The sequence below is a fragment of the Lachnoclostridium sp. An138 genome, from assembly GCF_002160765.1.
GTDB lineage: Bacteria > Bacillota > Clostridia > Lachnospirales > Lachnospiraceae > Laedolimicola > Laedolimicola faecalis.
Genome location: NZ_NFLF01000002.1, coordinates 43,161 through 62,771, shown reverse-complemented (window position 1 = coordinate 62,771; position 19,611 = coordinate 43,161). Strand labels below are relative to the sequence as shown.

At 51.7% G+C, this 19,611-nt stretch carries 19 protein-coding genes and 1 tRNA gene; 16 read left to right on the top strand and 4 right to left on the bottom strand.

Annotated features, from left to right (window positions below; all coding sequences use genetic code 11):
- Window position 1 precedes the first annotated feature (1 nt).
- The 5 genes from B5E82_RS18255 (at window position 2) to B5E82_RS02035 (ending at window position 3,788) form a co-directional block, all read left to right on the top strand.
- The gene (locus B5E82_RS18255; RefSeq protein WP_087305747.1) at window positions 2-388 is read left to right on the top strand and encodes a bifunctional adenosylcobinamide kinase/adenosylcobinamide-phosphate guanylyltransferase; all 387 of its coding nucleotides are present in this window, start codon (window positions 2-4) and stop codon (window positions 386-388) included.
- The gene (locus B5E82_RS02050; RefSeq protein WP_087305746.1) at window positions 381-1,025 is read left to right on the top strand and encodes a histidine phosphatase family protein; all 645 of its coding nucleotides are present in this window, start codon (window positions 381-383) and stop codon (window positions 1,023-1,025) included. The genes B5E82_RS18255 and B5E82_RS02050 overlap by 8 nt, the downstream gene beginning before the upstream one ends.
- Complete coding sequence (gene cbiB, locus B5E82_RS02045) at window positions 982-1,950, top strand: adenosylcobinamide-phosphate synthase CbiB (RefSeq protein ID WP_087305745.1); 969 nt, start codon at window positions 982-984, stop codon at window positions 1,948-1,950. The genes B5E82_RS02050 and cbiB overlap by 44 nt, the downstream gene beginning before the upstream one ends.
- A gap of 63 nt (window positions 1,951-2,013) precedes the next feature.
- Window positions 2,014-2,541: a cob(I)yrinic acid a,c-diamide adenosyltransferase gene (locus B5E82_RS02040; RefSeq protein WP_087305744.1), complete on the top strand. Its 528-nt coding sequence runs from the start codon at window positions 2,014-2,016 to the stop codon at window positions 2,539-2,541.
- A gap of 245 nt (window positions 2,542-2,786) precedes the next feature.
- Entirely contained in the window at window positions 2,787-3,788 is a 1,002-nt protein-coding gene (locus B5E82_RS02035; RefSeq protein ID WP_087305743.1) for a PD-(D/E)XK nuclease family transposase, read from the top strand.
- 134 nt (window positions 3,789-3,922) lie between these two features.
- On the opposite strand, the gene B5E82_RS02030 is transcribed toward B5E82_RS02035, so the two are convergent.
- The 3 genes from B5E82_RS02030 to B5E82_RS02020 all read right to left on the bottom strand — a co-directional run bounded on the left by B5E82_RS02030 (window position 3,923) and on the right by B5E82_RS02020 (window position 5,972).
- A complete protein-coding gene (locus B5E82_RS02030; RefSeq protein WP_087305742.1) occupies window positions 3,923-4,297 on the bottom strand; it encodes a sporulation initiation factor Spo0A C-terminal domain-containing protein in 375 nt (124 codons plus the stop codon).
- A 183-nt stretch (window positions 4,298-4,480) separates the two neighbouring features.
- Window positions 4,481-5,593 carry a hypothetical protein gene (locus tag B5E82_RS02025; RefSeq protein ID WP_087305741.1) on the bottom strand — a complete coding sequence of 371 codons (1,113 nt, stop codon included), beginning with the start codon at window positions 5,591-5,593 and terminating at the stop codon, window positions 4,481-4,483.
- A 308-nt stretch (window positions 5,594-5,901) separates the two neighbouring features.
- Window positions 5,902-5,972: transfer RNA gene (locus B5E82_RS02020), tRNA-Trp, on the bottom strand.
- 212 nt (window positions 5,973-6,184) lie between these two features.
- Between B5E82_RS02020 and B5E82_RS02015 the strand changes: the two genes are divergently transcribed.
- The 6 genes from B5E82_RS02015 to B5E82_RS01990 all read left to right on the top strand — a co-directional run bounded on the left by B5E82_RS02015 (window position 6,185) and on the right by B5E82_RS01990 (window position 12,482).
- The gene (locus B5E82_RS02015) at window positions 6,185-6,508 is read left to right on the top strand and encodes a PadR family transcriptional regulator (RefSeq protein WP_087305740.1); all 324 of its coding nucleotides are present in this window, start codon (window positions 6,185-6,187) and stop codon (window positions 6,506-6,508) included.
- Window positions 6,501-7,547 carry an HAAS signaling domain-containing protein gene (locus tag B5E82_RS02010; protein WP_087305739.1) on the top strand — a complete coding sequence of 349 codons (1,047 nt, stop codon included), beginning with the start codon at window positions 6,501-6,503 and terminating at the stop codon, window positions 7,545-7,547. Before B5E82_RS02015 ends, B5E82_RS02010 begins: the two co-directional genes overlap by 8 nt.
- Window positions 7,544-8,098 carry a hypothetical protein gene (locus tag B5E82_RS02005; RefSeq protein WP_087305738.1) on the top strand — a complete coding sequence of 185 codons (555 nt, stop codon included), beginning with the start codon at window positions 7,544-7,546 and terminating at the stop codon, window positions 8,096-8,098. The genes B5E82_RS02010 and B5E82_RS02005 overlap by 4 nt, the downstream gene beginning before the upstream one ends.
- Before the next feature lie 142 nt (window positions 8,099-8,240).
- A complete protein-coding gene (locus B5E82_RS02000; protein ID WP_087305737.1) occupies window positions 8,241-8,951 on the top strand; it encodes a response regulator transcription factor in 711 nt (236 codons plus the stop codon).
- Window positions 8,914-11,142 carry a HAMP domain-containing sensor histidine kinase gene (locus B5E82_RS18380; RefSeq protein ID WP_242966225.1) on the top strand — a complete coding sequence of 743 codons (2,229 nt, stop codon included), beginning with the start codon at window positions 8,914-8,916 and terminating at the stop codon, window positions 11,140-11,142. The genes B5E82_RS02000 and B5E82_RS18380 overlap by 38 nt, the downstream gene beginning before the upstream one ends.
- 266 nt (window positions 11,143-11,408) lie before the next feature.
- Window positions 11,409-12,482 (top strand): dipeptidase, encoded by a 1,074-nt coding sequence (locus B5E82_RS01990; RefSeq protein WP_330398233.1) that lies wholly within the window; start codon window positions 11,409-11,411, stop codon window positions 12,480-12,482.
- Here the strand turns inward: B5E82_RS01990 and B5E82_RS01985 are convergent.
- Entirely contained in the window at window positions 12,471-13,169 is a 699-nt protein-coding gene (locus B5E82_RS01985; protein ID WP_087305735.1) for a gamma-glutamyl-gamma-aminobutyrate hydrolase family protein, read from the bottom strand. The genes B5E82_RS01990 and B5E82_RS01985 overlap by 12 nt on opposite strands.
- Window positions 13,170-13,376: 207 nt before the next feature.
- Between B5E82_RS01985 and B5E82_RS01980 the strand changes: the two genes are divergently transcribed.
- The 5 genes from B5E82_RS01980 to B5E82_RS01960 all read left to right on the top strand — a co-directional run bounded on the left by B5E82_RS01980 (window position 13,377) and on the right by B5E82_RS01960 (window position 19,609).
- The gene (locus B5E82_RS01980; RefSeq protein ID WP_087305734.1) at window positions 13,377-14,075 is read left to right on the top strand and encodes an ABC transporter ATP-binding protein; all 699 of its coding nucleotides are present in this window, start codon (window positions 13,377-13,379) and stop codon (window positions 14,073-14,075) included.
- Between the two features lie 119 nt (window positions 14,076-14,194).
- Window positions 14,195-15,997 carry an efflux RND transporter periplasmic adaptor subunit gene (locus B5E82_RS01975; RefSeq protein ID WP_087305733.1) on the top strand — a complete coding sequence of 601 codons (1,803 nt, stop codon included), beginning with the start codon at window positions 14,195-14,197 and terminating at the stop codon, window positions 15,995-15,997.
- 3 nt (window positions 15,998-16,000) lie between these two features.
- A complete protein-coding gene (locus tag B5E82_RS01970; protein ID WP_087305732.1) occupies window positions 16,001-17,230 on the top strand; it encodes an ABC transporter permease in 1,230 nt (409 codons plus the stop codon).
- A 383-nt stretch (window positions 17,231-17,613) separates the two neighbouring features.
- Entirely contained in the window at window positions 17,614-19,293 is a 1,680-nt protein-coding gene (locus tag B5E82_RS01965; protein WP_087305731.1) for a serine/threonine protein kinase, read from the top strand.
- Between the two features lie 16 nt (window positions 19,294-19,309).
- Window positions 19,310-19,609, top strand: a complete 300-nt coding sequence (locus tag B5E82_RS01960; protein WP_140393062.1) for a hypothetical protein — start codon at window positions 19,310-19,312, stop codon at window positions 19,607-19,609.
- The last annotated feature ends 2 nt before the right edge of the window (window positions 19,610-19,611 follow it).

Below are 19,611 nucleotides of genomic sequence, written 5' to 3'. Positions count from 1 at the left end.
CATGATACTGATTATCGGAGGAGCGTTTCAGGGGAAAAAGGAATATGCCAAAAAGACCTTTGGCCTGAAAGAGGAAGAGTTTGTGGACGGCGCCTGCTGCGGGGAGGAAGAACTGTGTCAGGCGAAGGCCGTCTTTCACCTGCATGAATTTGTGCGCAGAAACCTGAAAGAAGGCCGGGACATAGGGGGAATGGCAGAGCGGATCTTACAGAAAAATCCGTCGGTCATCCTTCTGTGCAATGAGCTGGGAAGCGGCGTGGTGCCTGTGGAAGCCTTTGACCGGGAATGGCGGGAGGCCACAGGCCGTCTCTGCTGCCGCCTGGCCGCGGAGGCAGAGGAAGTGCACCGGGTGGTCTGCGGGATCGGGATGGTGATCAAGCATGGCTGAGCTGTATCTGATCCGGCACGGAAAGACTTACGGAAATACGCTGGGCCGTTATATCGGTACGACGGATGAGGAACTTTGCGAGGAAGGACGCGAGGCTCTGAAACGGCTGAAGGCCGGCAGAGATTTTGCGGCCGCGCGCCCGGATGTGGTCTACGCAAGCCCGCTGAAGCGCTGCGTGCAGACAGCGGAGATTCTGTTTCCGGAAATTCCGGTGAAGCTTGTCCCGGATTTGCGGGAATGTGATTTCGGAGCGTTTGAAAATAAGAATTATAAAGAGCTTTCCGGAAATACGGCGTATCAGGCCTGGATTGACAGCGGAGGGACTCTGCCTTTTCCCGGCGGGGAAAGCAGGGAAGCCTTTCAGGAGCGGTGCCGGAAGGGCTTTATGGAAGTGCTGGAGGATATCCGCGGACGGGGCGGACAGACATGTGCGGCCCTCGTGGTGCATGGAGGAACAATCATGAGCATTCTTTCTGCCTATCTTTCACCGGAGAAGAGCGGGGGCGGAGAAAACTTTTACCGCTGGCAGGTGAAAAACGGGGAAGGCTTTCGGGTCCGTATCCAGGAAACAGACAAAGGAGGAATTCGGCTTTATGAGATTTCACATATTGGCCCTGATTCTGGGGTTTCTGCTTGATCTGGCCTTTGGCGATCCCAGGTGGCTTTATCATCCGATCCGCCTGATAGGAAATCTGACTGCCTGGGCGGAGAAGCCCTTCCGGGCAGTATTTCCGAAGTCGGAAAAGGGAGAACTGACAGCCGGAGTCTTTTTTGCGGTTTTTGTCGTGGCTGTTTCTACAGCGGTTCCGGCCCTGGTTCTCTTTCTGGTGGCAAAGATTTCCATCTGGCTGGCTTTCGCGCTGGAGGTGTTCTGGAGCTTTCAGATCCTGGCGGCGAAATCGCTGAAGACAGAGAGTATGAGAGTTTATGAAGCCCTGAAAGAAGGCGAGCTGGAGAAAGCCAGAAAGGCGGTATCCATGATTGTGGGCCGTGATACGGAGAGGCTGACGGAAGAGGGCGTCGCCAAGGCCGCTGTGGAAACCGTGGCGGAGAATTCCTCCGACGGCGTAGTGGCTCCTCTTATCTTCCTGGCTGTGGGAGGTCCTGTGCTGGGTTTCTTCTATAAATCCGTGAATACCCTGGATTCCATGGTGGGATATAAGAATGACAGGTACTTATATTTCGGGCGTTTTTCGGCAAAGCTGGATGATGTGCTGAATTTTATTCCCGCCCGTATCAGCGGACTCCTTCTGGTAGCGGCAAGCCCTCTTGCGGGCCTTGACGTAAAGGGAGCGTGGCGGATTTTCAAACGGGACCGGAAGAATCACGCAAGCCCCAATTCCGCCCAGACAGAGGCTGCCGCAGCGGGATCCCTGGGCGTACAGCTTGCAGGGGACGCCTGGTATTTCGGAAAGCTTTATAAAAAGCCTACCATCGGAGACGCGCTTCGTCCGGTGGGGTATGAAGATATTCGAAGAGTCAACCGGCTGATGTATGCGGCGGTCTGCCTGGCTCTGGCGCTTGCGGCAGCGGCAGCCGGAATTCTGGAGCTCTGTTTTTAAGCGTCAGGGGACACGTACCCTGGCAGGCAATGTGATGGAAAAAGCGGCAGGAGGAAATGGAAAATGAAAAAATCATGTGTTCATATTTACTGTGGAGACGGAAAGGGAAAGTCCACGGCGGTCATGGGACTGGCTGTCCGTGCGGCAGGATGCGGAAAGAACGTAGTTCTTACCCAGTTTCTGAAAGACGGTAAATCTTCTGAACTGAACATTTTAAGAGAACTGCCTCAGGTGACAGTGCTCACCTGTGAAAAACAGTTCGGTTTTTTCTGGAATATGACAGAGGACCAGAAGGCGGAAGCCCGGGCAGCATACCAGGAACTGTTTGACAAGGCTGTGCAGACGGCAAAAGAAGAAAATGCGTTTCTTCTGGTGATGGATGAATTCATGGCAGCCTATAACCACGGGATGATTGACCGGGAAAAAGCTCTTGCTTTCTTAAAAGGGCGCCCTGAGGGACTTGAGGTGGCTCTGACCGGACGGGACCCGGCGCCGGAGCTCCTGGAGCTGGCGGATTATGTGTCGGAGGTAAGGAAAGTGAAGCATCCCTTCGACGAAGGGGTGAGCGCCCGAAAAGGAATAGAAATGTAACGGGCGAAGAAGTGGTCTGCCACAGCCGGAACAGCTGGTTTTGGCAGGCCTTTTGTGTATGTTTTGGATTTTCGACGGATGCTCTGAACCATGAGTCTAAAAAGAATTGAAAAATTTGTAAAAATGTCTTGCGGGTTTTCGATTCCCGTGATACGATGGCTTTGTACCGTTCGGTACACGCTTTCTGGCAGTTCGCTGGAAAGTATTTCCCATTCATTTTATTTTCAGAGAAAGGAATACTGCCTATGGAACATGATTTTTCTGGTTCTGTACGGGCTGTGACGTGGGAAAACCCGCCGCAGACAAAAGAGGAAGCCCTGGAGCGCATAAAGCAGTCTCCGCTGCTCTATGCAGGCTACCGGAGACTGGGAGAAAGCTGGAAGGAGAGCTTTCTGGAATTCTGCCGGGGGAAGAAATCTCTGCCATTAACCTACGATCCTTTTTTCAAGTACATTTTTCATCCGGATATTCATGGGGACAGGCTTTCACGGTTTGTTTCCAGTCTTCTGGGAATGAAAGTGAACGTGATCAGTATACTGCCGAATGAAGATAGTCTGATAGGAGGAGAAGGCTATCTGGTGATGGATCTGCTGGCTGTATTAGAGGAAGGCTCTCTGGTCAATATTGAGATTCAGAAACAGGGCTATGCCTTTCCGGGCGAACGTATTTCCTGTTATTCTGCAGACCTGCTTCTGCGTCAGTATGCCAGACTCAGGGGAACCGCGGGAAAGAGATTCACCTACAGAGATATCAAAAAGGTCTACGTCATTGTGCTTTTTGAGGAAAGTCCTGCTGTATTTCACCAGAATCCCGAAGTGTACCGGCATTATGGAAAGACGGAATTTGAAACAGGCCTGGATCTGGAACTTCTGCAGGAATTCTGTCTGATTGCCCTTGACGTATTCCGGGAAATTCCGTATGCTAAAGGTGAAAAAAGTGAACAGAAAGCATGGCTTTCTCTCCTGACCACAGAGGATCTGGCAGATGCGGAGAAGTGGATACAGGAGTATCCGTGGCTGGAAGAGATTTATCAGGAGATTGCCATGCTGCGCCGGAAACCGGAGGAGGTGTTGGGCATGTGGTCAGAGGCACTGAGGATGCTTGACGAGAACAGTCTCAAGTATTATGTGGACGAACTCAAGGAAGAGGTAAAGAGGGTAAAAGAAGAGAAAGACGCTGAACTGCAGGAAAAAGATGCCGAGATTGAAGCTCTGAAAAAGGAACTGGATGAACTTAAAACCAAATAAGAGAACAGGATACCCTTGACTGGCACGTGGACTGCGTTCCATGGGCCGGAACTGTGTACATAAGATAAAAATGCCTTTCGCCGGAGGCAGATGTCCTGCTGGCAGAAGGCATTTTCAGCGCTGTAAAGATCTGGTTATGACTGAGCGGAGCTGATGCTCTGTGAACTGTTCATTCCATATTCCCGGAGCAGATATTGAGAAAAAATAGCGATTAGATCTCTGGGATAGGGAATCTTATGTGCCCACCCAGGGCTTCCGGTCATTTCAATGAGCAGCTGTTCACCGCCGTTTTTCATCATGACATCCCGGATTGTCCGTATATCCCGTTCCACACTTGCAATGCTGGTCTGAAATTCTGAGGCGACGATAATGTAAATTTCCTTTTGGATACTTTGGAGCCGCTCCGGATTCTGGACGGCCAGTTCTACGGACCGGATAAAATACTGATAGCCATAGTAGTAACTGAAAACGCCTGCCGTATGGAGCAGAAACTGAATTTTCTGTTTCATGGTGTAAAAGACCCCTTCTTGAGTAATATAACAAAATTATATATAAAATTATATACTCAAAAGGATAAAATTAACATATAATAATTAGAATCAGACAAAAAACGACAAAAATAAACAGCAGAGAAGCGGAATAAATGGAGCTTTGTATGTGGTTGACAATCTGCTTCCGCCTGCTGAAGCTTTTTATCTGTCAATTTCTGAGGTTTTATAAGCCTGCCAGCTATTTGTTATACAGACTGTAAATATACAGACGGCAATTCCTGCCGGAAAAAAGAGAAAGGAATACCAGTCATACAGAATTCCCGTCATGATAAGGAAGAGTGGCGTTCCGGATGCCAGAAGATATCCGATTCCGCTGAACAGAATCCGAAGCAGGAGGGGGAGCATCCATGCCATGCCCGACAGGAGCGCGGCGTGAAAAGAAGTTCTGGTATGCCCGGATATGCACAGAACGATGGAGCAGAGGGTTGTAAGCGCCAGCCAGTCCAGCAGCAAAGTAAGAAACACGCTATAGGACACCGGTTTAATGGCGAGCCGGGAAGCGGCATCGACGCCGTACGGCGATGAAACAAATCCATTCATACATTCCAGGCCGTCCAGCCCATAGACAAGCCCTGTGGCTGAAAAGGCAAACAGTACAACGGCGGCATATACCAGCGCGGTTAATGTAAAAGATGCGGCGGTTTTGGCTGCAATATCTCCGCCTTTCCCCTTTTTGCTCGTAAAAAGCAGGGCAGACATCCCGGTCTGGTGTTCTTCCGCAAACACAGGAGACAGCCCGATGATGAGCAGAAAGCTTCCGAGCACCATTCCAAGCTGAAGCAGATCAAAAAATACAGACCAGCCTTTCGTATAGTCCAGCAAAAGTTCTTTTCCTGCCAGTTCCGCGGCTTTTCCCAGCTCTGTCTGGGAGATGGGAAGCAGAGAAGTGGAGACCTGGTAGTCATCCCAACTGTAAAAATAACCGTTCCCCAGATATTCCGTAATCAGGCCATTCAGATAATTTTCATCGCGGAAACCGCCGTAGTTTTCACTGACTGCGGAAGGAAACCCGTAGCTTTCCATAATCTGTTCTGCCTTATCGTCCGTCAGGATTCCCTGGAATGCTTCTGTGATTTCCCTGTCCTTTTTGATGGCCTGCAGGCCTGTATATACGACCCCGTTTACGGTTGAGCGCTCGCCGCCTATATTCACAAAACAAAAATAAAGCAAAAGAACGGCAAATATACCTGACAGACTTATCAGGAAAAATTTTCTGTGAATCAGTTTATACAGTTCTATTTTATACAGCTCCATGAGATGCCTCCTGCCAGATAAGATTTTCTACCTTTCATTGCCAGGGAAGCACACGCTTCTTGTCAATGGAGGGTAGGATTTCTTTTTTCATTTATACATAACGTCTGAATGGGGAAAAAGGTTTTCACGCAGATAAAAAATGTGAAAAAGAAAACAGGGTACAGATAATCCGGTCAAATAAGAAATCAGCCGGCCAGCCGGGCTGATTGTCTGCGGAGAGGCTGCTGGGTTGCGCCATATAAAGCTTAAATCACAGGAAATAAAAAAGTCCGGAATCCTCTTTTGTAAGGCTTTCCAGACTGTAAAAGCAGGGGATGAGAGAATCGAACTCCCACTAAGGGTTTTGGAGACCCCTGTCATGCCATTTGACCAATCCCCTATCTGAAACGTGCTTATTATTTATATCACATAACCGGTATTTTTGTCAAGCAGATCTTTGGAAATATTCTTTCGGTATTTTTAATTCTTTAGTACTTGACAATGCATAGTAGTTGGTATAATCTAATATCAGAGAACAAAAGAAGCGCCGGGAGGAACGGCGCGCAGGCACAGGTCCATGAAAAGGCAGGGCGGCAGATGAGGAGGAATGCTATGAATCCGCAGTTTAAAAAGGGAGTGCTGGAGCTCATCGTGCTGGAATGTGTGCGGCGGAAAGACAGGTATGGTTATGAGCTGGTAGAAGAAGTTTCCAGGGTCATTGATGTAAATGAAGGGACGATTTACCCGCTTCTCAAGAGACTGACCAATGAACACTATTTTGAGACGTACCTGAGGGAATCTTCGGAGGGGCCGCCCCGGAAATATTATCATCTGACTGCGGCGGGAATCCTGTACCGGGATTCGCTGGCAGCCGAATGGGAAGAATTTCAGCAGCAGGTCAGCAGATTTTTAGAGGAGGGCAAGGCATATGAGTAAAGAGACATTTCTGGAAGAACTGCGCGGCTATCTGGAGATTCTGGAAGATCAGGAGCAGCAGGATATTCTGGAAGAATATGAACAGCATATTGATATCAAGGTACAGAACGGACAGAGTGAGGAAGAGGCGATTCGGGATTTCGGGCCGGTGAGAGAGCTGGCGGCGGAGATTCTGGAGGCCTATCACGTAAAGCCGGAATTCGGAGAGAGCAGAAGACAGAAAGGGCTTCCTGGAATCGGCGGCATGAATCTGAAAGACGGGGAGAAAAAGCTCCGGGGAATCGGCGCATTTTTGAAGAAACAGCTGAAAGCGCTGTGCGGCGGAATCGGAAGACTTTTCCACGGCGCGGGCCATGGGATAAAGAAAGGGTTTCATTGGATGGCGGGTCCCTTTTATAGAAAAAAAGAGCAGAGGGAAGGGGGAGTGCCGGGAGGAACGGCATCGTTATCCGTGGAACAGAAAACAGGCGGAGAAGGAATGGGAATGGATGTGTCAGCGGATACAGCTTATGTTTGGAGAGACACTGAAAAAGGGAAAGGATCGCGGCGCGGGACGGTTCTGCAGAGCCTGTCAGGATTTTTTGGGAAACTCTTTCGCGGAATCGCGGCGCTCTTCTGCTGGTGTGTCCGCCTGATCTGGAATGTGTTCTGGGCAGGGGCCGCAGTCAGCGCGGGATGCTTTGCACTGATGGCTTTGTTTGGAGCGGGGATGCTTATGATTCTCGCTGTGCAGAGCTATCCTCTCTGGGGAGCTGTGCTGGTATGTCTGGGCAGCTTTCTGGCCGGAGGAAGTATGTCCGGACTCTGCTTCAGCCTGCTGAGGCGTAAGAGGAAAAAGGAGGAGCAAAAAGACAGGAGAGGCTGCGGCGGAGAAAAAGACATTCCGGAAGACGGTTCAAAAGATGAGACAGAGAACGATTTTGCGGAAGAATCAGATTCTGCATATGAGGAAAGAACTGTGCAAGAGCAGGAAGAAGGGTATGTCAGGAAATACAGATCCGCGGAGCCGGAGACAGACTGGCAGGGAGGTGCGTTATGAGAAGACTTCAAAAAGTATTGCTGGGAGCGCTGGGCGGCGGCGTGCTGCTTTGCGGAATCGGAACCGGTGTGGCGATTACGGAATTTTCGTCTCTTTCCTATGCGGGAGAGAGGACTGTGGGAGAGACAGACATGGAGACAGCTACGCTGGAAGCAGAGATTGACCCGGAAGCAGGAACATGGGCGCTGTCCGAAAATCTGCCCTGGGGAGCGGAGACAGAGTTCGCGGCAGATGAAAGCGTTCCGGAAAATACTGTCCGGTTCCAGGTGGTGTATAACGCGAAACGGATTACGCCGAAGGTTCAGGCAGCCGTCTACACAGAGGAATATGTAGATGAAAATGGAGATTATCAGGAAAAAGAATGGCCGGTGCTGGAGCTTTACGGGATCTGGGAGGAGCAGGATGAGGTAAAGCTGTTCATGAAAGTGAAAGATATATTTCTTGAGGAACTGAAGGAAGGAAAGATCTCTTCCTACCAGGAGCCGGCATATGTGGAGCAGGTAAAGGTCTTTTACAATCCCGCCAATGAAGCAGACCTGGAAAAATACTGAAAACACTGAAAATAGAAAGTGTAAGAATTCTGTAAGAAATCCCACAAAGCTTTTGTAAGAAATGAGGGGTACTCTGTAACCGTATCCGGAAGGCGCGCGGAATCCGGGTGCAGAGATATAAAACGAAGGGGACGGGAATGAGATGAACGAGTGTGTGCTGGTGGTGGACGATGACCGTGAAATTGTAAGAGCCATCGCTCTCTTACTGGAGAAGGAGGGCTACCGGGTGCTGGAAGCCTATGATGGAATGGAAGCGCTGGAGCTGGCAGTGGAGCAGCCGGTGAGGCTGATTATCATGGATGTGATGATGCCGCGCCTGGACGGGCTGTCGGCGGTCCTGAAGATTCGGGAACGGAAGAATATTCCGATCATTGTCTTGAGTGCCAAAAGCGAAGAGACAGACAAGATTCTCGGGCTCTCCATGGGAGCTGATGATTATGTGGCAAAACCCTTTTCGTCCCAGGAGCTTTTAGCCCGGGTAAAAAGCCATCTGCGGCGGTATACGATGCTTGGTGATATCCATGCGGAGACGCAGGACGATGGAATCCGCAACGGACGGCTTTGTTACCGGCCTTCGGAGCGGACACTCTACGCGGATGGGGAAGCGGTAAAGCTGACGGCCACAGAGACAAAGATCATAGAGCTTCTGATGAGAAACCCGGGACGGATTTTTCCGGCGGAAGAGATATACCGGAGAGTCTGGGAAGAGGATGCCTTCGCAGCGGAGAATACGGTTATGGTCCACATCCGGCGCATTCGGGAAAAGATCGAGCTCAATCCCAGAAAACCGGAATATTTAAAGGTGGTGTGGGGAATTGGATACAAAATGGAAAAAATCGAAAATCATCCTTAGTTTTGCAGCCTTCTTCCTGGGTCTGACGCTTCTGCTTGTGAATTTCTTTTCCATGATGCAGCGGCTGGCAGAGACTGATTTCCAGGCAGGGACGGATTATCAGGAGACAGAGGAATTTGCGGCTTTCATTTCCGGCCGTCTGGAGACTTTGATTGGCGCGGCGGCAGGAGGGGAAGAATGGTATGATTACAGCTATGGCACAGCCTATGAGACTGCTGTCTCCTATGAAACAGGCTTTGATTTCTCCGACTGGTGGGCGAGCCTTTTCGGAGGCTCTACAGCTGCTTCGGAAGCAGCTGTAGAGATAACCATGGACACAGGTTCGGATGAGGCGGCAGACAGTACGCCGGCGGATGAGCTGACAGCTTATATGGAAGAATTATCCCGGGACAGAAATCTGCTTTTTGCGGTGGTTTACCAGGGAAAGCTGCTGTATACGAATCTGGACGGCCTGTCCGGGCAGGAGGTTCAGGAAAGCGGGATACCGGATTTTGCTTCCTTTGTTCCGGAAGAAGAGTACAATTTCACTCTTCTTTACAATGGAAACGGGGACGGCAGAGTGGAGATTACCAAAGACGGACAGCCGGTAGACGTCTATGGGGACGGAATCTACCGGAATGACAGCCGCTGGTATGTGCCGGGATATGCGAATTTTCAGGTGGAAGGAGACGCGAAAGAGGCGGTAGTCTTTCTGGCTGCGGCGAAGGAACCGAAGCTTTATGTGGAAAACTACGGACAGGGAACGGTACAGAGAGGATGGGATCTGTATTCCATGCAGGAGAACCTGCGGGACCAGAGACAGGCGCTCGCGGTGCAGGCAGCCTTACTGGGAGCGGCTCTCCTTTTTCTGTTTCTGGCCTTCCGGCTTCGGAAAGAGCGGCAGGAAGCGCGTGAATGGCTCGGAAAACAATTGGGGAAAGTATGGTATGAAATAAAATTCCTGCTGTTCTGGTGCCTGCCGGTTGTGCTCCTGGTGCTCGGATTTCTGACCGGAAGCCTCCGGGTCATGTTTCTTGGCGGCATTGCGCCGGTACTCTGGTTCTGGCTGCTGTATTTTGGCTTTCTGGACAGAAAATACAGCAAAGGAAGGCAGAAAAGCCTTCTTGCGCCCTTCCGGGACAGCCTGCGGACCGCTGATCTGGAACGGCCGTTTCAGAAACGGATGGTGAAGAGGCAGTGGCTGGTATTTGCGCCCCTTCTGCTTCTGCTGGCGGTGCTGGCCTGGTTCTGGGTGATGCTTTGGGACTGGCTGTACTGGGATGCTGCGGTACTGGTTCTCCTGATTCTGCTGGTGTGCGCGGTGCTGGCCTTGATCTGCAGTCTGATTTATATGAAGAAGAACCGCAGGCTGGCGGAAGATATGGGGGCCCTGACAGAGCAGATCGCGGCGGTGCGGGCAGGGGAGCTGTCAGAAAGACTGGAGCTTCCCCGGGATACGGATTTGAGAGAGGCTGCAGAAAATCTGAATGAGATACAGCAGGGAATGGAGGCAGCCCTGGCGGAGCGGACAAAGAGCGAACGGATGAAGGTAGAGCTGGTGGCAAATGTCTCTCATGATTTGAAGACGCCGCTGACTTCGATTGTCAGTTATATTGAGCTTCTAAAGCAGGAAGAGGAACTGCCGGAGCATGTGAAGGACTATATCCGGATTCTCGGCGAAAAATCGGAGCGGCTGGGAACTATGGTTCAGGATGTGTTTGAGGTGAGCAAAGCAGCCTCCGGACAGCTTCCGGTTATGCTGGAAGAACTGGATTTCGGCAAGCTTCTGCGCCAGACGCTGGCTGATATGGATACGCAGATAGAAAAGAGCGGACTTGTGCTGCGCGCATATATTCCGGAGGAGCCGGTTATGATCCGGGCGGATGGACAGCGTCTGTACAGAGTGTTTCAAAACCTTTTGCAGAATGCGCTGCAGTATTCCCTGAAGGGGTCGCGGATATATCTGTCCCTTTCTGCAGCAGAGGGGCAGGCGCAGGCTGTGGTGAAGAATACTTCAGCGGTGGAGCTGGATGCGGAGCTGGATTTCACAGAGCGTTTTGTGAGAGGAGACGCAAGCCGTACGGATGGAGGAAGCGGCTTGGGACTATCCATTGCCAGAAGTTTTACGGAAGCCTGCGGAGGGCGGCTCCGGATCAAAGTGGACGCGGATCTTTTTACGGCGGAGGTGACCTTTCCGTCAGAGCGCGCATAATTTATAATACAGAAGAAAGCAGAAGAACAAGGGGAGCGTTCCGCAAAATTCAGACAACGGTTTTTTCGCTCTGAAATAGAGAGTACAGAAAGAGACTACTTCATAAAGATCCGGGGCTTTATCAAGACATGGATTTTACGGATAGTCTCTTTCGTGCATCTTAAGGGGGGCCAAAGCGGTATGAACCGGCAGCCCTTTTAAGGCACGTTTCCCCTTGCGGGCAAGGGCATCACACAGTAAAACGTAAAACAAAACAGGAGGCGGTTCTGCTGGAAGAGGTATTTCTGGAATGGGCGAAATGGTTACATAGGGAAAACATGGTGGTGGACGCGCACTTTGATCTGGCTGCGGAGGTGTACGAAAGACGGCTTGCGGGAGAGAGACATGTGGTGGAACGGCGGTATCTCCCTCATTTTCGTGAGGCTTCGGTGAATCTGATTGTTTCTTCGATCTATGTGCCGGGCAGGGAGCTGCCGGAGTCAGGACTCCGGAGGGCGCTGGGACAGACTGCGGCTCTTCGGGAGGATCTGGAATCCGTACAGGATCAGATCTGCGTGGCAGACAGCCGGGAAGCGCTGGAACGGGCGGCCGCCGGAGGGCAGACAGCAGTTCTGCTTTCTCTGGAAGGACTGGACCCCTTGGGAAATGATCTGTCTCTTCTCCGGGCATTTTATGATTTGGGAGTGCGGGGAGCAGGCCTTACCTGGAGCCGCAGAAATGCTTTTGCCACAGGCTGCTGCAAGGCCGGCGAATTCCGGGAGATTCCGGGCGGCCTCACGGACCTTGGCCGCGAAGCCGTGGCACGGATGGAGGAGCTTGGCATGTATGTGGACGTGAGCCATCTGAATAATGAGGGCTTTGCCGATCTGTGCGCCTGTGCGAAGAGGCCTTTTATCGCCAGCCATTCCAATGCCTGGAAGATACATCCCAATTACAGGAATTTAAGGGACGATCAGATCGAAGCAGTGGCCGGGAGGGGAGGCGTCATCGGTCTGAACGCCTGCGCGCTGCTGGCCGGTCCCTCCGTGCCTGAAAGCCAGGCAGCCAGTCCGCAGGAGGAGAAGCTGGAGCAGCTCTGCCGCCATGCGGAATATCTGGTGTCGAAGGCAGGCAGCGCCCATGTGGGCTGCGGTTTTGACCTGTGCCGGGGACTTTCTGACGCCACGCCCCGTATCCGTTTTGAGACGGAGAACGATGACATTCTGGCTCATCACGGGGAAATGATAAAGTTTACAGCCATGCTGTTGGCCCGCGGAATGAAGGAAGAGACCGCAGCCGGTCTTATAGGAGGAAACTTTTTCCGCTTTTTCCGGGAATGCCTTCCCTGCTCAGAGCAGTGAGAGAAAGTATGAAAGCAGCCGGGAGCCGTCTTCCATACCGTCTTTTGCCTGGGAAAAGCACAAGCGCTCCGGGTGCCACTGGACGGCAAAGACAGGCAGACGTTCGTGATAGAGGGCTTCCACCACAAAATCCTCCGCGTACTGGGCCACACGCAGACCCTGGCCTATGGAGCCGGCGGCCTGATGGTGTGCGCTGTTCACCAGGGGGCGGGAACCGTAGAGCCGGTACAGAAAGGTTCCTTTTGCGGCCTTTGTCCGGTGGATGCGGTCCCGGCCCTCCCAGGCATGAAGATCCAGAGAGGCAGGGCACAGATCCTGCCGAATCGTCCCTCCAAAGCCCGCGTTGATAACCTGAAGGCCTTTGCAGATGCCGAGGACAGGTTTTCCGGCCTCTATAAAAGCGTAGAGCAGGGAAAACTGTATATGGTCCAGAGGCTCGTCGATGTTTCGGGAGCCCATATTCGGACAATGAAGCAGGGCAGGAGAAATATCTCCGCCTCCCGGGAGGACAAGCCCGTCGTAGAGACAGGCCATGGACCAGATACCCGGCTGGGCCGCGCGCAGAGAGCCGGAGTCATGACGCTCCGGTGGGAAAGCAAGCGGGTCGGCGCAGGCTCCAAGCAAGGAAAAGGCGCTGCGGTAGCCAGCAGTTTGGGTTTCATATCCTGCGATTAAAAGTTTTTTCATAGGAAACAGGACCTTTTTTATAAAATATATGGAAAAAATGAAGAAAAAGACGTCTGACGTTCGTTATGAAACTGAGAGAAGAAGATTTTTAAGCTTTTTTTAAGATTTTATGAAGATGCTTGTATTAAAAGCGAAATGTGTTATTGTATTATGTGAATAATACAATAACACAAATTCAGAGACAGAATGTAAAAAGAGGAGAATGAAATGAGTGCATTGGTGGAGGTGAAAGACATCTGCAAGGTCTATAATCCCGGCGAAAATGAGGTGCGGGCCCTGGACCATGTGAGTCTTTCCATAGAAAAGGGGGAGTTTGTGGCGATTATCGGCCAGTCAGGCTCCGGAAAATCCACGCTCATGAACATGCTGGGCTGTCTGGATGTGCCTACATCCGGAAAATATTATCTGAACGGCCGGGATGTGTCTACGCTGACAGACGATGAACAGTCAGACATCCGCAACAGAGAGATAGGCTTCATCTTTCAGGGCTTTAATCTGATCAGTAATCTGACGGCTCAGGAGAATGTGGAACTTCCGCTGATTTACCGGGGCGTTCCCAAAAAGGAAAGGGACCGGCTGGCGGTAGAGTCGCTGAAGATCGTAGGTCTTTCTCATCGAATGGATCACAAGCCCAATGAGATGTCCGGAGGACAGCAGCAGAGGGTGGCTATCGCAAGAGCGATCGCGGCGAAGCCTCCGGTGATTCTGGCTGATGAGCCCACCGGAAATCTGGATTCCGCTTCCAGCAAAGAGATTCTTCAGATTTTGAAGGAACTGTACAAAGGCGGAAGAACAGTCATTCTGATCACCCATGATAACGGAATTGCGGCCCAGGCCAAACGGGTCATCCGAATTCTGGACGGCAGAATCGAGTCAGATACCATCAATCCTGATGTGACATTTTGACAGGGACGGAAATGAAATACCCCGCAGTAAACTGACGGGGCATGAAAATAGTCAGCGCAGCAAAGCTGCGGGGGAGCTGATCCTCGCGGCGCTCGCTATAAAGATGAGGAGAATAAGTGATGTTTGGAAAGAAGAAAAAATTTGAGGAAGATTCTGAGACCATGACTTATCTGGAGCCGGAGCCGGAAGAAAGCCAGAAAAGCCTGCTGGACGAGTGGGAAGAGGATCGGGAGGCGCAGGCGGAGAAAGAACGGAAGAAGGGTCTTTTTGGAAAGGGCAGAAAGATCCGGGAGATGAAAGAAGGAAAAGAGAAAAAAGAAAAGAAGGAAAAAAAGGAGAAGGCGCCCCTTACGCCTGAACAGAAAAAGAAACGGAAAAAACGCATTATTATCGGGGGAATCGTGGCGGCGCTGCTGGCGGTTACGGTGCTTCCCAGACTGTTTGCGCCGGAGATCCTGCCGGTGGTCACCGTGGCGGAGGCCTCTCTTGGAACGGTGCAGCAGGTGATAGACGGCAGCGGAACCGTACAGTCTGAGGAGGTAAAGACTTATTTTTCACCAGTGGCAGCTACTGTAGACAGCTTCAGTCTGAAGGTAGGAGACACGGTGGAAGCGGGAGAGACGCTTCTTACCTATGACGCGGCAGAGCTGGATGAGCTGTACCGGCAGGCGGAGCTGACCGGAAGCGCGGCCAATTACAGTTATCAGGATTCTATTTCCAAAGACAATGAAAACGTGGCAGAGTATAACCGTTCCACCGCAGCCCTGGATATCATCAACCGGCAGCTGGACGAGGAAGACGATAATCTGGATCATCTGAATGACAGAGTCCGCGAGTACACAGGATATCAGGGGGATTCCGCGAATAAGCTGGCATCCCTGAAGGAGCAGCAGGCTCAGGCGCAGGCGGCGGTAGCGGCTCTGGAGGAAAAGAACGCAGCCCTGAAATCAGCTCAGACGGCTCTTGAATCTTCTACGCTGGACCCGGCGTCTGAGGAGTATAAAATGCTTCAGGATGCGGTAACTGTGGCCCAGGCGGCAGTGGATGAGGCCGCGCCGGCCGCTCAGGAGGCCCAGGCGAAGCTTCCGGAGCTGGAAAAGAGTATTCAGGCAGAGCAGGATAATTATAATAACATTGTCATCAAACTCGACGAGTATCAGGGACGGCTGGAGGATTCCCAGGAAAACAAGCAGAAGCTGGAGAGCAGCAAGGCGGAGGAAGAGGGAATTCAGGATTCCACAGATGCAGCCATTCTGTCCTCGGCAGCCAGGAGCGAACTCGCTGCAAACAAAAACCTCAGCGATCTGAACGCGCAGATGACAAAGGATGATATTACAGAAGGAAAAGAGGGAATCAAGGCCGAATTTTCCGGAGTAGTCACAAGCGTGTCTGCCGTTCCCGGCGGCCCGGCAGCCAAAGGCGGAGAGCTTTTCACAGTTGCCAGCAACGAGGACGTGGTGGTGGAGATGAGCATTACCAAATACGATCTGGAAAAAATGGCAGAAGGCCAGACGGCAGTGGTCACGCTGGCAGGCCATGAGTACAGCGGCACTGTTACAAGCTTAAGCCGTATCGCAGAGGCCAACGCCCAGGGAACCCCGGTAGTCACTGCCCAGATCAAGATTGACAATCCAGATGAAAATATTTATCTGGGACTGGAAGCCACAGTGTCTGTAAACGGACAGGAGGCGACAGATGTGCTTGTGGTTCCCACAGAGTGCATCAACTCCGGGCAGGATGGAAGCTTCTGCTATGTGGTGCAGGAGGATGGCACGCTGGTGAGAAAGAATGTGGAAACAGGCCTGTCTGCGGATGACTATACAGAAATCAAATCCGGTCTGGAATTTGGAGACAGGGTCGTATCCGGCGGAATCACAGCCGGAATCCAGGAGGGAACCCGCGTGACGCCGGTGGAGGGATAAAAAATGGCACAGCTGTATGAATATGTAAAAATGGCCATTGATAATATCCGGGCCAATAAGGGCCGTTCCTTTCTGACTATGCTTGGCATTATTATCGGAATTTCTTCTGTCATCATGATTATGTCCGTGGGCGGAGGCGCGAAGACGGAGATGAGCGATGCGCTGAATGCCATTGCCGGAGGACAGATTTATATTTATTCCAACAGCGATGGAGGAGATGCCGGAGAGTATATTACCCCGGAAGACATGGAGGCCATTAAGGAACGGGTCCCCCATGTAAAGGGAGTGACACCTTCAGACAGTATGATGGGAACACTTCTGTCGCCGAAGGGAAATTTTGATGTGATTGCCTCTACAGGAACAGCAGATCTGGAGTATACTCATAATCCGGAGATGAAATACGGCCATTACTTTACGGATTCGGATGTGGAAGCAATGAATCTGGTGGCGGTGATCGGACAGAGCGACGCCATCAAGCTGTTCGGCACCGACGATGTGGTGGGTATGACGGTAGAGGCCACCATCTATAATATCACTCACGAAATCACCATCTGCGGCGTGATCCAGGAAGAACAGTCAGAGGGAGGCCTTGTGGATTCCATGATGTATTCCTCCAGCTATGTGACCATGTACATGCCGTACACAGCGAACTTTGCCTTTGGCTATGAGCTGGATGAATTTTATTCTATTTATATTATTTCCGAGGGAAGCGAGTATTCCCAGGCGGTGGGAAGCGACGCCATGAAGCTTCTGGAAAACCGTCATCACGTACAGGGTGAGGATGCCTTTCTGCTTCAGGACGCAGACAGCCAGATCGCGCAGATTACAAGCGTGCTGGACATGATTACGGCCTTTATCGCTCTGGTAGCCGCCATTGCCCTGCTGGTAGGCGGAATCGGTGTAATGAATATTATGCTGGTATCCGTTACCGAGCGGACCAGAGAAATCGGAATCCGTAAAGCTCTTGGAGCGAGAACCGGATCGATTATGATGCAGTTCCTGGCAGAATCGGCGATCATCACCTGTATCGGCGGCGTCATCGGCATTGTCCTGGGCCTTCTGGGGGCCTACGGCATTTGTTCCCTTCCGATGCTTGGCATTTCACCGGATCTCAGCATTGGGACCATCATTACGGCTACGCTGTTTTCTTCCGCGGTCGGTATTTTCTTTGGAATCTATCCGGCCAAAAAGGCAGCGCGCTTAAGTCCTATCGAGGCACTGAGAAGAAATTAAAAATGATAGAAAAAGAAGGTTTGAAAACGCAGGCAGAAAGATGAAACGCAGAGCTTTGGCGGGTGTTTCTTCTGCGGAATAAGACGGAGAGCGGCGGTACGGCTGCTCTCCGTCTTTTGCGCGCGCGCAGGATCGCGGCGGACAGGAAAAATTGTTTCTCCTATCCAGATATCCGAACGGCCGAGATCCCAGAGGCAGCCGGCCGCGCAAAATGTTAAAAATTTCTAAAATAGAAGTTTCGGCTTGAAATCTGTAAGATTCTGTAGTACCATAAATGCACTGATTCATCGAACCGGTCGGTCCGAGAGAATTTCCGGCGTATCGCCAGTAATTTCAGCTTTTATTTTATATTAAAACAGAACAACGGGAAGGAGAAAGCGGATGTGCTGAAAATCGGTTCCGTCATTAACGGAAGCTATAAGATCCTGAATGTCATAGGCAGGGGCGGCATGAGTGTGGTCTATCTGGCCATGAACGAAAGGGCAAACAAATTCTGGGCTGTCAAAGAGATTGCGAAGGGAGACTGGGGAAGACTGGCCCTGGACAGAAAAGAGATCGAAATGCTGAAAAGGCTCAAGCATCCCGGAATTCCCAGCATCGTGGACGTGATTGAGGAACGCAGCCGGCTTCTGATAGTCATGGACTACGTGGAGGGTCTTTCCCTGGACACGCTGCTTCTGCAGCAGGGGGCGCAGCCGCAGGAAAAGGTGTTGGACTGGGCCAAGCAGCTGTGCAGGGCGCTCCTCTATCTGCACAGCAGAAAACCTCCGGTCATATACCGGGATCTGAAGCCTTCCAATGTGATGGAACGGCCGGACGGGACAGTGGTTCTGATCGATTTCGGGGCGGCCAGGGAATACAGGGCCGGGAGCCTGAAGGATACAGTTTCACTGGGAACCTGGGGATATGCGGCGCCGGAGCAGTATGAGGAAACGGACCAGAGCGACGCCAGGACGGATATTTATTGTCTTGGAGTTATGCTGTTTCAGCTGCTGACGGGAGAAAGCCCCCATATGCTCCGGCCCCTCAGCGAATGCGGACCAGGCTTCTTAGCGGGCTGGGATGAGATCATCGGCAGATGTACCCGGCGCAGGAAAGAAGAGAGGTATCAGTCCTGCGCGGAGCTTCTTTATGCGCTGGAGCATTTTCAGGAGCAGGACAGAACCTATCGGGAGAATCAGAAAAAGAAGGTACGAAAGTTCGCGGCCTGTCTTCTGGGAGCGGCTTTTTTGGGAACTGCTGCGGGAATCTTCCTGGGCCTTGAAGCAGGAGCGCGGAGAAACAGCTATGAAGCCTGCCTGCTGGCGGCAGGCAATTCCGTGGATAAGGAAGAGGAGATCGAAAACTATGTGAAGGCTGTCCGTATAAGTCCTTCCAGAGAGGATGCGTGGCTGGGGCTTCTGAAGGACGGTTTTCTGGATGACGGGCTTCTCACGTCAGAGGAAAGCAGCCGGCTGCGCGCGATTCTGATTCAGTACACCGGAGATGGACAGACCTTTGAGGCGGTCTTCCGGAAAAACGGAAAAGGCTACGCCCGGTTTGCCTATGAGGCGGGCCTTGCGTATTTTTACAAATTTGAAGAGAAAGAGAATAAAAAGAATGCCGGAAATTATCTTAAACTTGCGGCGGCTTCGGGAAAGCTGGAAAAGGGGCAGGAGGAGAGAGCCGGAAGGCTGGGACGGATTTCAGAGTATTATGCGCAAATCGGCAGGGTAGATGAGGCGGGGGACAGCTTTGTCAGCTTTCGCGGCTACTGGGACGATCTGGTAGAATTGTCCGCGGGAAATCTGGTGGAAGAGGACAATGAACGTACCGCCTTGGTTATGTACGGAGAACTGGCCGGACAGATCATCTCTCATGCTGCCGAATTCCGGAATGACGGTGTGGAGATGGAGGAGATGCTGGGGCAGATTGAGCAGACACAAAGACATCTGGAACAGGATTTTCAGGATATCAGTCCGGAGATGCGCCGGCAGCTGCAGGAAGAGATGGAAGCTTTGGAGACGGCGCTCCGTCAGGCAGAACGAGTGGTGTTGTCTGCTTTTGGACAGGAGAGCATGTAAATGGAGAAAATCATAAGTGGAAGAAATGATGTCGAAAATCAGCCTGTATCGCAGTCTGTATCTGCTATGTCTGGGAGGGACACTGCTCTGCAGCGGGACCGCCTTGTATCTGTTTATCCGCCTGGATATCCGGGAGGCCGCAGAATTTCTGGCAGGACGTCGTGCCAGGAGAGAGATCCGCAGGCTGGAAGAGGAGAATCACAGGAAAGAGGAGAATAGTCCGAAAGAAGAGGAAGACCTGGAAGGGGGAAGCGGACCGGAAGAAGCCACTGAGCTGCTGGCGGATTGGGGAAAGGAGACGAAGGACTGCGGATGATT

Coding starts and splice junctions, on each gene's coding strand:
- B5E82_RS01985 (WP_087305735.1), bottom strand. CDS start 13,169: ATGAAAAAACTTTTAATCGCAGGATATGAAACCCAAACTGCTGGCTAC.
- B5E82_RS02040 (WP_087305744.1), top strand. CDS start 2,014: ATGAAAAAATCATGTGTTCATATTTACTGTGGAGACGGAAAGGGAAAG.
- B5E82_RS02015 (WP_087305740.1), top strand. CDS start 6,185: ATGAATCCGCAGTTTAAAAAGGGAGTGCTGGAGCTCATCGTGCTGGAA.
- B5E82_RS02005 (WP_087305738.1), top strand. CDS start 7,544: ATGAGAAGACTTCAAAAAGTATTGCTGGGAGCGCTGGGCGGCGGCGTG.
- B5E82_RS02050 (WP_087305746.1), top strand. CDS start 381: ATGGCTGAGCTGTATCTGATCCGGCACGGAAAGACTTACGGAAATACG.
- cbiB (WP_087305745.1), top strand. CDS start 982: ATGAGATTTCACATATTGGCCCTGATTCTGGGGTTTCTGCTTGATCTG.
- B5E82_RS01970 (WP_087305732.1), top strand. CDS start 16,001: ATGGCACAGCTGTATGAATATGTAAAAATGGCCATTGATAATATCCGG.
- B5E82_RS18255 (WP_087305747.1), top strand. CDS start 2: ATGATACTGATTATCGGAGGAGCGTTTCAGGGGAAAAAGGAATATGCC.
- B5E82_RS01975 (WP_087305733.1), top strand. CDS start 14,195: ATGTTTGGAAAGAAGAAAAAATTTGAGGAAGATTCTGAGACCATGACT.
- B5E82_RS02035 (WP_087305743.1), top strand. CDS start 2,787: ATGGAACATGATTTTTCTGGTTCTGTACGGGCTGTGACGTGGGAAAAC.
- B5E82_RS02030 (WP_087305742.1), bottom strand. CDS start 4,297: ATGAAACAGAAAATTCAGTTTCTGCTCCATACGGCAGGCGTTTTCAGT.
- B5E82_RS01980 (WP_087305734.1), top strand. CDS start 13,377: ATGAGTGCATTGGTGGAGGTGAAAGACATCTGCAAGGTCTATAATCCC.
- B5E82_RS02010 (WP_087305739.1), top strand. CDS start 6,501: ATGAGTAAAGAGACATTTCTGGAAGAACTGCGCGGCTATCTGGAGATT.
- B5E82_RS02025 (WP_087305741.1), bottom strand. CDS start 5,593: ATGGAGCTGTATAAAATAGAACTGTATAAACTGATTCACAGAAAATTT.
- B5E82_RS02000 (WP_087305737.1), top strand. CDS start 8,241: ATGAACGAGTGTGTGCTGGTGGTGGACGATGACCGTGAAATTGTAAGA.